Below are 12,448 nucleotides of genomic sequence, written 5' to 3'. Positions count from 1 at the left end.
TCATGTCCAGCACGACCCGTTCGATCAGCCGCGCCCTCACCCTCGGTGCAGCCGCCACCCTCGTCCTCACCCTGACCGCCTGCGGACAGGACCCGTCCACCCCAACCGGTGCCACGGCATCCACCTCGTCGTCGACGACGCCGGAGACCACCGAAGGCGCCGCCGCCGTGGTGCTCGAGGACGGCTGGGTCAAGGCGAGCGACGACGCCATGGCCGGCACGGAGCCGATGACCGCCGCGTTCGGAACCCTGCGCAACACCACCGACCACGAGGTCACCATCACAGGCGGCAGCAGCCCGGCGGCCGGCATGGTGGAGCTGCACGAGACGGTGAAGAACGACACCGGCGCGATGCAGATGCAGCCCAAGGCCGGCGGCATCGTCATCCCCGCCGGAGGCACGCACGTGCTCGAGCCCGGCGCCGACCACGTCATGCTCATGATGCTGACCGGCCCCCTCGAGACCGGCACCACCACCACCCTGACGCTCACCACGAGCGACGGGGACATCACCCTCGAGGTGCCGGTGCGGGCCTTCACCGGCGCGCAGGAGTCGTACGCACCGAGCCCCACCCACTCATGAGCACACCCGACCAGGGCCGAGCGGCGCAGTCCGGCCGCCGTTCGGTCCTGCTCTCGGGGCTCGCCGGGGCCGGTCTCGCGGCCACGGCAGCCATCGCGACGGCGGCATCCGGGGGCCCGGCGAGCGCCGTCCCGGCGGTTCCACCGGGCACGCGGGCGACGGGGCCGGATGCCGTGGCGCGCCCCTTCCGCGGGCCACACCAGGCCGGCATCCTCGAGGCTCCTGCGGCGTACGCGACGTTCGTCGCCCTCGATCTCGTGGACGGGGCGGACTCCGACGTGGTGCGGCGGCTGCTCACCGTGTGGACCGACGACATCGAGCGGCTCATGGCGGGCCGCGGCACCCTGACCGACCAGGAGCCCGAACTCGCCTCGGTCACGGCCGAGCTGACCGTGACGGTCGGGGTCGGGCGGCGCGTGGTGGAGATCGTCGGGGCGCCTGTGCCGGCCTGGTTGGCACCGCTGCCCGCCTTCTCGATCGACCGCCTGCACCCTCGGTGGAGTGGCGGCGACCTGCTGCTCCAGATCTGCGCGACCAGCCCGACGACGGTGGCCCACGCCCAGCGCCGCCTCCTCTCAGGGGCGGGCGGGCTGGCGTCGGTGCGGTGGGTGCAGCGCGGCTTCCGGGAACCGCACGAGGGGCCGGGGGTGCCGATGCGCAACCTGTTCGGGCAAGTCGACGGCACGGTTCAGCCCGACGTGGCTGGGCTCGACGCCGACCTGCTGTGGAGCGCGGATGCCGGGCCGGCCTGGTTGCGCGGCGGCAGCTCGGTCGTCGTCCGGCGGATCGAGATGGACCTCGACGGCTGGGACCGGGTCGACCGGCTCTCGCGGGAGAACGCGATCGGGCGCAGGCTGGCGACGGGGGCACCCGTGACCGGGGGCGGGCTCCACACGGCGCCCGACCTCGAGGCCGTCGACGGGCTCGGCTTCCACGTCATCGACGACGCGGCGCACATCCGCCGGGCGCACGCCAGCGCCCCGCACGAGCGGTTCCTTCGTCGGCCCTACTCGTACGACGATGCGCCGGATGCCGGGTCGACGAGTTCGTCGGGGCTGGTGTTCGTCACGTACCAGGCCGACCCCGTGCGCCAGTTCGTACCGGTGCAGGCCCGCCTCGCCGAGCTCGACCTGCTCAACCTGTGGACCACCCCGGTCGGGTCAGCCGTGTTCGCGGTGCTGCCCGGGGCTCGCGAGGGTGAGGTGCTGGGTCAGGCCCTGTTCACGTGACACACGCCGTCAGGGCCCCGCGTGAACCAACCCCAAGGTGGTTCGTGCCTCTCCCCGCTGGCGGTGCTGCACGAAATCGGTGTCATGACCCCGGTTTCGTGCACCCCGCCGAGGCCGCAAAAGAGTGAGACCCCGACAACAAGCCTGTCGGGGTCTCACTCAGTGGTGGGTGGTTCCCGAAAGGCGTTGACTCCTTCGACGTCCCTGCCGGGAGGGCTTCTGGCACCCGATCTCTCCTCCCTGTGGCACAACCTGCCGCGACGACCGTGCGCCCGCGGCTTGAGCTCGTTCTCCGCCGCGAGCCGAGATGCGCAGATCCCACATTGGTCGCTACGCAGATGGAGGGTCACTCCGACGAGTAGGGCTCTCGGTCCTAGGCGCCGAGTCCGGCCGTTGTAAGGTCTGTGTTCGGACTTGAGTCCGGGGGGATACCCCACGGCGCGCCGCACTATAGGCTCGACGGCCCGCTGTTGGGTCGGGACATAGGGCAACGGACATCATTGCCGTGTTGGCTCAGGAAGCAGCCAGGAGGATGAGCCCTGTGAATGCGTCGGTCACCAAGCAGCACGTGGTGTCCCGCGTCGTTCTGGCACAGTTCGCAGTCGACCGACACCTAGAGGTTGAGGACTCCCGCAGACCCGGACGGTGGCGTCTCCGCTCCCCTGCAGCGGTCGGATATGTCAGCGACTTCGTCGAACATGACAGTGGGCAGGTCGAGGCCCTTTGGCAAACCGTGGAGACACGCCTGCCCCAAGCCATCTCCGTTGCGCTCCAAGGTGTGGCTCCGGAGCCGGGTTCGCCCGAGGAGTCGACCTTGCGTGACTGCATCGCCCTGCACTGGGCCCGCAGCAAGGCCGTGAAGACCGCGGCCCACCAATCGTGGCTGAGGGTGCAGGCCAGGCATCGCGACGAGTTCCGGAGTCGAGGTGATCACGTTCTCGCGGGGCTGTTCGAGAGGCGGACAGGCCGCACGGCCACACCTGCGGAACTCGACGCCCTCAATGCGGAACTGCATACGGGCCCCGAAGAGGTGCTCGACGGGCGCCACTTCGCTGCCCGCGTCCCGGAGTTTTACGGGTTCGCACGCAGCCACCTCGCTCGCAGTCATGTTCAGGTGCTGCTCTGTGGTGACGGAGTGGAGGACCTGGTTATGTCCGACGCCCCCGTTCTGACGCCTTCCGGCCGCAGGAAGGGGCTAAACCCCTCGCAGGGCGTTGCCTTGGGGGACGCCACCGCGGCGGGTATGCCCTTGGGACCCCGCTTGTTCGTATCGATGCACGACGTCGCCGAGGTTCGTGAGCTGACGGCCGCCGGGGCAACTCTGCTGAACTCGCTTCAGGAGCAGGTTCGTGTCGTGCAGATGTTCCGACGGCCAGCCCCGTAGGCGACCTGTTGAACTTGAACGGCCACCCGGCCGTTTTGGAGTCCGTTCATCAGCGGCATGGCCGGATGTCTGGTAGCAATACCTGTGCAGACTTAGGCCGCACAGTCCGCAAACCCGAGGAGACATTTCGTGAGCGCCGAACGGCGACAGACCAAGTTGCCGCATCTGCGCGAGGTGGCGCTCAACGCGTTCAGCCTGTACCGCGTCAAGCCGACGGTGACGATCGACATCGACCGGGACGTGTTCTGTCTGGCTGGGGCCAATGGCCTTGGCAAGTCGAGCTTCATCGCCGCTCTGAACTACGGCCTCACGGGTGGGGTGGCGCCGCCAAACGTGCGAGTCGAGCAACTCTCGCGATACCAGCGCGATGCGTCAGCCTACGGAACCAAGTACTTCACTGGCAGGATCGCCGAACTGGATCGGCCGAGCGCAAGCGTTGCTCTCCGATTCAGGGTCGGCGAATTCGAGTACTACGTGCGACGGCGCTTCTTCGCTGCTCACGAGCTCGAGGAGTTCTCCGTGTCTGACGGCGAGGGCCGAACGGTCGTGGCGCACGAACCTCACATGGACGCCGAGGAACGACACCGTCTGTACGAAGTTCGACTGGTCCAGGACACCGGCCTGCAGACGTTCGCGCAGTTCGTCTTTCTCCAACACTTTGTGTTCTCGTTCGACGAGCACCGACACCTCCTCTTCTGGGACACCCGTGCGACCGAGTTGGTTCTGTACCTTGCGCTTGGACTCGATCCCAGTTTGGCGAAGCAAGTCGACGAGCTCCGAAAAGCCGCCGCCGCCGCTGGGTCGCAGGCGCGCAACGCTCAGTACCAAGCAACCTTGGCGCGCAACGAGCTAGAGCGCGTGACCGGTCAGTTGCGCCGGAAGTCCGGGGTCGATGAGAGCGTCATGGATCGCTACCGCAACTTGCAATCCGATCGTGAGCGGATCACGGTCGAGCGCAATGCGCTGCGCACCGAACTGGCCGATTCCCGACTGGAGTTCGCTGAGGCAAGCGCAACGCGGATGCGGAAACGCCTTGAGTACGACGAAGCTTTCATGCGGCGTCTTGGCCGCACCAGTGCTGGCCCTCAGCTCCACGCGATCATCGGACAAAGTCTCTCGGACCACCAGTGCCGTATCTGCGGCACCCAGCACTCGACGGGTCCGGTCGCGATCAAAGCAGCAGTCGCGCTCAACAAGTGCCCCCTTTGCACAGCTGACTTGGTCCACGACCCTTCGGACGCCGAGGAGGCGCAGGAGCGCCTTGTTGCTCTCGATCAGGAACTTGCAGCCGTCTCGCGCCGATCGACGGGCCTCGCGAAGACGATCGAGCGGCTCGACGGAGAGGTCCGAGAGAAGCAACGGGAACTGGCTTCGATCATCAACGAAGTCTCCGAGATGCAGGCGCATCACGAACTGCCATCGGAGGAAGAGCCCGCCGACGCCGATGAAGGGCTCCTGCGCGATCGGATCTCGCAACTGGAGGGCTCGATTGACGTCTTGCTCGGACGGAAGGAAGAACACCTGCGACTTCGAGCCGAGGCGCTCGCATCCTATGAGCCAATTCAGGCACAGTTGAAGTCCGCGTGGAACGAGGCGGAGGTGGAGTTCGTTCCGCGGTTCCGTCGCCTCGCGGAGGAGTTCATGGGCCTGCCCTTGCAGGTCACACTTGACGCAGGCTCTGGGATCTCAGGGATGGCTCACCTTGCTCTTTCGGTGAGCGGCACCCATCGACGACGGTCTGAGCAACTCTCAGAAAGTCAGCGCTTCTTCCTCGACATCGCGCTTCGCATGAGCCTCGCCCAGCACATGACCAGCGGAAGTGGCCCCGCGTGCCTTCTGATCGACACTCCCGAGGGAGCACTCGACATCGCCTACGAGGCGAAGGCAGGCGACATGTTTGCTTCATTCACTGCCGACGGGGACCAAGTCATAATGACTGCCAATGTCAACACCTCCCAATTGCTCACGCGCATGGCCGAACGATCCGGTCGAGCCAAGATGCAATTCGTTCGGATGACCGAGTGGACCACGTTAACTGACGTCCAGGTCGAAGAAGAACATCTCTTCGAGAAGGCCTACGGGGCCATCGAGGAGGCGCTTGACAACGGCGGTTCCGAACCCTTGGCGGCGCTCAATGACTGATGAATTGACGCTCGGAGATCTAGAGCTCGACGATGCGGAGACGTTCAATGAGGAGAGCGGCTCTGACTTCGTAGACGACGGCTTAGAGGACACCGCGTGGGAAGCCCTGCAAGACTGGCAACCGGCAGCCACCTTCGATGTTCTCTATCTTGTGGCTGTTCTGGAACCCCAGGGCTCGCCTAGCCGGCTCGAACTTCAGACGTTTGCGTACCTGGGGTGCCTTATGTCCGTCTACAAAGGCGAGCCTGCCTCCGAGTGGGGCTACGCGTTCAGTGCTGTGCCTCCGACGCTTCCGTTCAGCCCCGCCATCGAGGCCGCCCTTTCAGATCTCGTGGCGTCGGCTCGCTTGCTCCGCACCCGATCCGAGGACGCTGATGAAGGCACCAACTGCTACAGGTTGACTGCACAAGGGAGGGGCGACCTCGCGTTCCTGTCGGGACTGGAAGCATTCGCGCCACGTGTCGACTTCCTTCGCGCCGCCGGCAAGACGGCGCTTTTCACTTCTCCTCCGGCCGTCGTGAACTCGCTCGCCTACGAGCCTCAACTTGCACAGGCACTCCGGTTGGACAATCCACGCCTGCTTCTCACTCAAGTATCCAGCGAGCCTCTGTATCGCGAGTTCTCCGCACTCGTGCAGGTTCTAGGCTCCGAGCACGAGGAACTGATCGTTCCTGCCTCTCTGTACGTCAGATACCTCCAGCAGAGGGCTCAGGACGGCGTGTCTCGGGCGCTTGACGAGGCGGACGAACAGTGACGGAGGAGGGCGCTGATGAGCTCGTGGCAGCCTTCGCCAGGTTGCATGAGAACCAGTACGAGGTGGCGGTTCATCAACGTTTCGGCGTAGCGGGCGTTGACGCGCTGATTCGCCTATTAGCCTCCACGCGCGAGTTGCTGAAGCACGTCCCGTTCGAGATGTTTACTGACGGGCTGCGCGTGCTCGCGCCCATAGATCCCGAGCTCATGATCGACGCTGACGGCGGCTCGGTCCTTCATCGACTCGACGAGTTCGGCGGGAAGGCAATGAGCAAGCTCACTGTCGTCATCGTGGGGACGACCACGCATAAGGCATGGGACGACGACGCATTGGACGTGGTGTGCGACGGCCCATACCTCACCTATCGCTACGTACACGGTCAAGTGGAAGAGATCGTGGTTGACGGCACACCTTGGCCAGTGAACGACAGTCCTTGGGCTTGTGGGATGGCCACGCCGACCTTCGCGACTCTGGAGGAGGCACTCGCCCACTATGTCCGCCAGAACCGAGTGCCTGAGCAGTGTGGACATCTTCAGACCATGTGGCGCGATGGATCGCGGTTGGGGCTCGTCGAAAAGCCCGAGAAGCTGATGCGCCGGTCGTTGCTCCAGGCGCTCAACTACGCGCTGGGCGGCGACGCCACTGTCCGCCCGGAACTCAACCAAAGTGAATCAAGGCCGGTCGACATCGAGGTCACATGGTGGGGTGTCAAGCGTTCTGCACTTATCGAGATCAAGTGGCTGGGCGACTCAGGTCCGCTGAACGCTTCAGCGTTCAGCACGTCCTACACCCAAGCGCGCGCCGTCTCCGGCCTGAAACAGCTCGCCGAGTACCTGGACCTACGGGATTCGACCAGCTCTGACGTTCCTGTGATGGGTTACCTGTTCGTCTTCGACGCGCGGCGTCGGAACCTGTCAGCCACACAGGCGAGCATCACAGCCGAAGACGGGCTTTACTACGCATTGAGAGACCCGGAGTACCCGACCAACATTCTCGGACGCGCCGATATGGGCCAGCCGTTCCGTTGCTTTCTCGCGCCGTCATGCGCCTAGAACGGCTTGCGCAGCACAACGACACTCTCACGAACGAACCTGCTGGCCGTCCTCCTTCGCGGCAGATCACGGGCAACTAGCACGACTTCGACCTCAAACCCAGCCAACTCCGCTAGCCGACCCAGCATGACGTCAGATGCGATCATGACCGGGTCCTCAGCGGTGCCGTGCACGCTGTTGCCCACGACGTACACGCAATAGCCCCCCTTCCGGAGACTCTTGAAGGCGGCGTCGAAAGTCGTAAGCATGTCGTCGGCGTAGCCGCATATCATCCGCTCCAGCGGCTTTGCGTAGCGAGACGTTGCTGGGATGGCCTTGACTACCGGACCGAGAACGCTTGCGACTTCCGCCGCTCGGTCACCCTCCAAGTACGCCACCTCACGCCGGAACTTGACACTTGGATGGCTCCGCAGCGTCGCTTGCCTTTGTTCTCTGAATTCGTCGGCATCGGTCACGAAGGACAACGCCCACAGCTCGGTCTTGTAGACCTCTGTGTAGTCGATGTTGTTCGGGTACGGCGGGCTGAACACGACGAGGTCAGCAGAGCTTGGACCGACGAGCTGCCACTCCGGGGTCGCCGCCGAGCCTTGAACGATTTCGACATCGCCTCCGGTGACCGCACCGAAAGTTGAAACGTCATGCGAGATGCGCCCGACCGCACGCTCGAAGACTTGCATAGGCGCGAGCGGCTCGCGAGCTTCATATCGCAATGCTCGGCCGTCGCGGCGAAGACGGCTGGCGGGCTCGACGGTCATCGCGAGTGCCAACCTCGCCCAGTCACGGTTCGTTTCGTCTAGACCCATGACGTCGATGGCGCGACGAAGCTTGACCAGCTGTTCAAGATGCGTTGGGGGAAAGTACCGCTCATTTCGGAAAGTCGACAGGCTAGGAAAATCCGAGGTTGAAACCGCCAATCCGCCCGCCACCTTGACCAGCGACAGCAACGTGTTGACGTCGGCCTCGGTGTCCGAGAGCGCTGACCTCACTTTGACTGAGCTGACGAACTGCAAGAAGGGATTGACCTCAAGCCCGTAACCCCGCAACGAGCTCAGGTGGCCGTCGCGGAGCAACTCCACCGACGAAAGCATCGTGGTCCCGACACCCGAGAACGGGTCGACAATGGTTAATCCACCGTCAGGCGACTTTGCCTCGGGCAAGAGCTGGAGCAGCTGGGGAAGCAAATCTCGACTGAAGGCTTCTTTTAAGTGGAACCAACGATGCACCGGCCCATCAGAGTTGCCTGTCGGAACCACCAGCGGACCAAACTCGGGGCTCCGTCGAACGCTCCATTTCGCCGATTGTGTGACCCAGTGTTGACCTACTTCAGTGGTCTCATCCGGCTCGTCTAGGTCCGCGACCGGGGGGACGAGCGGCACTGTAATGCGGCGGGCTGCACTGTCTGTCGGCGATAGGGGCGAGGGGTCATCCGGCCTTCCAAGCCACCGCTTCGCTTTGCTGCGCCGCGTCACGCCGAGCTTCTCACAGCTGTCTCCATTCGATCCTGAGTGAACGACAGACTCTCACGACCACTCGGAGGCCGGGGCACCGCCAGCAGGGTTGACGCCTGAAATGGCAACGCCTGCGAGGTCAACGCCAGGCTAGCGCTCCTGACTCCGGTCAAGGAGGTGCCACGTTTCCGTGTTGACCCACCCAGAACTGGCTGGCGCTGCTTTGGAACCGGGCACTTCATCATGTGGCGTGCCGTGCTGACCTACCAGTCCTTGGTCTCTACGTTGAGAAGCAGCCACACGCTTCGCGTGGGGGCAGCCACTTGTGCGCAACACCGCATCGCGACGCCACGACGAGCAACGCTTCGAGGATCCCGTTGGTGCACAGCCTCAGAGTGGCACTTGATACCGACGGACGTGTCGGCTCTGGCGTCTGTGGCGCGTCGGCGACCGGTCCCAACTGGGCAGCAGGTTGCTGCCCAATTGGGCTGATGGCGCGTGGCGCGCCGACGTGCAGCGAGTTCCAGAAGGCCCGACTGCTACGGGGTAGCCTTGCCCTATCAGTCGGCCTCCCAGCCGAACCCCGATGAGATCAGCGTCTTACCAACGCCCCGAAGCGACTTGGCAGATGTGATCGATTCGGACGAGGTGAGGCAGATGGGCACGGAAGACGACAGCAGGGTGCAGATTCCCCCTGCTCGCTCGGGCCGGCCACCCTCAACACCTCGTCGGCTGCCGCCGAACGCGCTGGTGCGCGTTGAAGTGCGTACGCCGGCCGTGGTCGCCGCCCAGGTATTCGCCTTGGCCGCGGCGAACGGTCGCCCCGTGAGCGCTATCGCCTCCGACCTCCTGGCTGCCGCTCTCGCCGAGCGAGAGGAGGCCATTTGACCTGACCCCTGTCGGCGGAAGACGCCGAACATGCCAAAGGCCGGGACTGCCATCCCGACCGATTCGCCTTCACAGCGGGCAACACCGCTGCTCCAAACAACGCATCCCATGTGGAGGGCTTCGTCAGGCCATCTTCCGATTCCAGAACCACCCGAGTCAAGCACGATACGACCAACGTGTCCCCGTCCGCCGCCGAGCGGGCCGTTCGGCGCTACGTGCCCCACCTGCTGCGAGCGGATCAGTGGGAGCCGATCGCCGAGTTCACCGTCGTCCTCGCGTTGCAGCTGAACCCCGCCAATCCCAAACGAGCGATCGAGTCGATGCGCACCATCTCGCAGTCATCCACTGGTCGCGGACGCAGGGACTCCCTCTTGATGTGGAGCTGATCTTCGACCCCGATACAGTCGAGGGCTACATCGCCGGGGGGTGCCATCACCTCGCTCAGTCATCCCGGGCGACCCGACGCTCCTACCTGCGCCAGTACGGACGTGAACTCACGACCAGGGCGCCATGGCCGCCCGCCGTCAAGCCATTGAGGCTTGAACTACGCCGTCGTTCCTTACACCGACCAGGAAGTCGCCAGACTGCTCGAGGTCGCCGCATCACAACGGACCCGGGTGCAGCGACGGCATCTGCAATCCCTCCTCGCGTTGGGCCTCGGCGCCGGACTCTTCCCCAAGGAGTCGTGGACGGTCACCACCGACGACCTTCTCGACAAGCACGGCCTGCTCTGCCTCAACGTTCTCGGTGACCGGGCTCGCGTCGTGCCGATCCTCCCGCCCTACGACGACACTCTCAGAACGATCCAATCTGAGGATCCCGGCTCGACGTTGCTCGGCTACGTCGCGCCCGCATGGGACCGCTCCCGGCTGAGCAACCTTCTCGGCAAGGACGAGTTTCCACCGGGCACACCCGTGATCAAGCTGCACCGTTTACGAGCCACCTGGCTCCTGCACCACATGCGCAACCACGTGCCCCTCAACGAACTCTCCAAGGTCGCCGGCCTCAGCACCACGAAGACCATCGGGCACCTGATGCCCTACCTGCCTGACATCCCCGAGGCTGACGTGTTCGCCCAGATGACGAGGCGATGAGCCGGCGAACCAAGAACCGCACGCGGTCGGGCCCGGCGCCGAGCCGGGTGCTGATCGCCAATGAGCTGACCCGGGCACAGCAAATCGCCCGTGCCGTCGGCTGCGCCGACAACACCACGATGCGCACCCTGCTCGATCACGCCACACCACGACTCGGCCGTCCCCGCATGATCCCGCTCCGCTCGATCGCGATCCTGCTCGCATTGCACGCGATCCGCACCGGCGCCTCGATGATCGTCTCCCAGATCGTCCGCACCGCCGCCGACTTGTCGCCGAGCGAGCGACTCACCATCGGCATCCCCGCTGGGGTGGCAGTCACCGACAAGCGCATCCGCAGCGGCGTGTCAGCCCTTATCAGCCGCTCCTCCGTCGGCGTGCACCTCCCACACGACCATCCAGAAGCCGACCCCGCGACCGGCGAGGTCATCGAGTGCGGCCCAGCTGCAGCCACATAGACGCAGACCTTGACGAGATCCTCACCGACATTCTGCTGGCGAGCCTGCCGGACGGCTACAGGGCGAAACTGCCGACCGCTATCGCCATCGACGGCACCGACATCGAGTCGCACTACCGGAGAAGGCAGCCCGGACCCGCGACCCCAGCAGACCAAAAGTGGGACTGCATCGACACCGAGGCCTCGTTGGGCAAGCGGACTCCGACCGATCGGCGCCGCACCGAGTTCTACGTCGGCAACGAGGCGCACATCGCAACCATGCTGCCGTCGGGCGCGGACCAAGAGCTGCCCCTGCTAGCCACCGGCCTGGCGGTACGCCCCGGCGTCCGGGACCGCAACGCCGCGGCCATGGCCATCATCCGTCGCCTCGGCAACCTCACAGAGGTCCTCGCCGACCGCGCTTACACCACCGCCAAGCCCGAACGCTGGGCCCGACCGCTGCGCAGCCTGGGCATCAGCAACACCAAGAACCTCCACGAGACCCAACGCGGTGTCCGCCCCGGCCCCGTCCCCGGGACGATCTGGCTCGACGGCTGCCTCTACAGCGCCGCGATCCCCACTGACCTTCGCGAACTCCGACCACCGCGGCCCGGCGACTCCGCCACCGTCAAGGATCGACTTCGCGACGAGTTCGACCGCCGCCACAAGTACGAATTCGTCGCCCACAACGCACCCGATCCGGTGACCGGCGCCCAACGGTTCAAAGGGCCGGCCCTCGCGGGACGCGTCCGCTGCCGCAACATCCCCAAAAGCATGCGCGGCGACCCAGCCCGTCGAGCCCTGACGGCGTGCCAAAGGGAACGCCCTGTGGGTGTGGCGCCACAGTAACTGTTCCCGCCACCACTCATGAGCGCGACCGCCAAGCACTGCCGTGGCAGAGCACCGCCTGGGCCAAGGTTTGGAACCGGCGAAGTCGAATCGAAGGCCTCAACGGCCTCGCCCGCTACCAGGACGTCAACCTCAACCGCGGCTACATCCGCTGCCGCGGACGCGCTGCCACCGGTCTCTTGACCGCCTTTGCCCTACTCGGCATGAACATCCGCCGGCTGTACCGGTGGCACACCACCCGCGGACTCGACGACCCTTAGCGGCTCGCACTGAACGAGGAGCCGGATACCCGGCCGCTGGACCACTACTACCGAACCGACCGCAGATCTCGAAGCCCCGTCACTCGTCAGTAGCTCGACCAGCCCGGTTCTACGACCCGTTTGTGCAACAAGCTGCTGCACTATCGCCCAAGGCCGGTCCCGCGGCCCTCGACCGCGCCCAGGGGAGCCTCGACTGACGCCACCGGCACCGACTTGTCCAGGTTGGCCGCGGCTCGGCAGCCGACAGCGTCCATTTCACCCGCACCACGGCCACGAACGACGAAGTCCCCGGCCAGAAACCTCTGACCGGGGACTTTCGGGAAGAGATGCCTCC

The 12,448-nt window shown here is 65.2% G+C and carries 11 protein-coding genes; 10 read left to right on the top strand and 1 reads right to left on the bottom strand.

Translation table 11 applies throughout. From position 1 onward, the window contains the following. Nucleotides 1-2 precede the first annotated feature (2 nt). The 6 genes from C8E84_RS11755 to C8E84_RS11730 all read left to right on the top strand — a co-directional run bounded on the left by C8E84_RS11755 (nucleotide 3) and on the right by C8E84_RS11730 (nucleotide 7,142). On the top strand, nucleotides 3-581 hold the full coding sequence (locus C8E84_RS11755; protein WP_159902351.1) for a copper chaperone PCu(A)C: 579 nt from the start codon (nucleotides 3-5) through the stop codon (nucleotides 579-581). Continuing rightward, complete coding sequence (locus C8E84_RS11750) at nucleotides 578-1,810, top strand: Dyp-type peroxidase (protein WP_159902349.1); 1,233 nt, start codon at nucleotides 578-580, stop codon at nucleotides 1,808-1,810. The genes C8E84_RS11755 and C8E84_RS11750 overlap by 4 nt, the downstream gene beginning before the upstream one ends. 541 nt (nucleotides 1,811-2,351) lie before the next feature. Continuing rightward, nucleotides 2,352-3,194 (top strand): DUF4238 domain-containing protein, encoded by an 843-nt coding sequence (locus C8E84_RS11745; protein ID WP_159902347.1) that lies wholly within the window; start codon nucleotides 2,352-2,354, stop codon nucleotides 3,192-3,194. Nucleotides 3,195-3,323: 129 nt separating this feature from the next. After that, nucleotides 3,324-5,336 carry an ATP-binding protein gene (locus C8E84_RS11740; RefSeq protein ID WP_159902345.1) on the top strand — a complete coding sequence of 671 codons (2,013 nt, stop codon included), beginning with the start codon at nucleotides 3,324-3,326 and terminating at the stop codon, nucleotides 5,334-5,336. Then, nucleotides 5,329-6,090, top strand: a complete 762-nt coding sequence (locus C8E84_RS11735; protein ID WP_159902343.1) for a hypothetical protein — start codon at nucleotides 5,329-5,331, stop codon at nucleotides 6,088-6,090. Before C8E84_RS11740 ends, C8E84_RS11735 begins: the two co-directional genes overlap by 8 nt. A gap of 23 nt (nucleotides 6,091-6,113) precedes the next feature. Beyond that, nucleotides 6,114-7,142 carry a hypothetical protein gene (locus C8E84_RS11730; protein WP_159902341.1) on the top strand — a complete coding sequence of 343 codons (1,029 nt, stop codon included), beginning with the start codon at nucleotides 6,114-6,116 and terminating at the stop codon, nucleotides 7,140-7,142. Here the strand turns inward: C8E84_RS11730 and C8E84_RS11725 are convergent. Further along, the gene (locus C8E84_RS11725; RefSeq protein ID WP_159902339.1) at nucleotides 7,139-8,218 is read right to left on the bottom strand and encodes a hypothetical protein; all 1,080 of its coding nucleotides are present in this window, start codon (nucleotides 8,216-8,218) and stop codon (nucleotides 7,139-7,141) included. The two genes, C8E84_RS11730 and C8E84_RS11725, sit on opposite strands and share 4 nt — an antisense overlap. 1,436 nt (nucleotides 8,219-9,654) lie before the next feature. Here C8E84_RS11725 and C8E84_RS11720 point away from each other — a divergent pair. The 4 genes from C8E84_RS11720 (at nucleotide 9,655) to C8E84_RS11705 (ending at nucleotide 11,854) form a co-directional block, all read left to right on the top strand. After that, nucleotides 9,655-9,864: a hypothetical protein gene (locus C8E84_RS11720; protein ID WP_159902337.1), complete on the top strand. Its 210-nt coding sequence runs from the start codon at nucleotides 9,655-9,657 to the stop codon at nucleotides 9,862-9,864. A gap of 153 nt (nucleotides 9,865-10,017) precedes the next feature. Beyond that, nucleotides 10,018-10,572 carry a hypothetical protein gene (locus C8E84_RS11715; protein WP_159902335.1) on the top strand — a complete coding sequence of 185 codons (555 nt, stop codon included), beginning with the start codon at nucleotides 10,018-10,020 and terminating at the stop codon, nucleotides 10,570-10,572. Beyond that, nucleotides 10,569-11,027 carry a hypothetical protein gene (locus C8E84_RS11710; RefSeq protein ID WP_159902333.1) on the top strand — a complete coding sequence of 153 codons (459 nt, stop codon included), beginning with the start codon at nucleotides 10,569-10,571 and terminating at the stop codon, nucleotides 11,025-11,027. Before C8E84_RS11715 ends, C8E84_RS11710 begins: the two co-directional genes overlap by 4 nt. After that, nucleotides 11,003-11,854, top strand: coding sequence for a hypothetical protein (locus C8E84_RS11705; protein ID WP_159902331.1), 852 nt, complete (start codon nucleotides 11,003-11,005; stop codon nucleotides 11,852-11,854). The genes C8E84_RS11710 and C8E84_RS11705 overlap by 25 nt, the downstream gene beginning before the upstream one ends. Nucleotides 11,855-12,448 lie beyond the last annotated feature (594 nt).

The sequence above is a fragment of the Ornithinibacter aureus genome (assembly GCF_009858245.1).
GTDB classification, from domain to species: Bacteria; Actinomycetota; Actinomycetes; order Actinomycetales; family Dermatophilaceae; genus Fodinibacter; species Fodinibacter aureus.
Note: the sequence above shows the minus strand (reverse complement) of the source record. Positions and strands in the feature narration are given on the sequence as shown.

Bases quoted from the DNA above. Each gene is read 5' to 3' on its own strand.
- C8E84_RS11755 (WP_159902351.1), top strand. From the start codon at position 3: ATGTCCAGCACGACCCGTTCGATCAGCCGCGCCCTCACCCTCGGTGCA.
- C8E84_RS11750 (WP_159902349.1), top strand. From the start codon at position 578: ATGAGCACACCCGACCAGGGCCGAGCGGCGCAGTCCGGCCGCCGTTCG.
- C8E84_RS11735 (WP_159902343.1), top strand. From the start codon at position 5,329: ATGACTGATGAATTGACGCTCGGAGATCTAGAGCTCGACGATGCGGAG.
- C8E84_RS11710 (WP_159902333.1), top strand. From the start codon at position 10,569: ATGAGCCGGCGAACCAAGAACCGCACGCGGTCGGGCCCGGCGCCGAGC.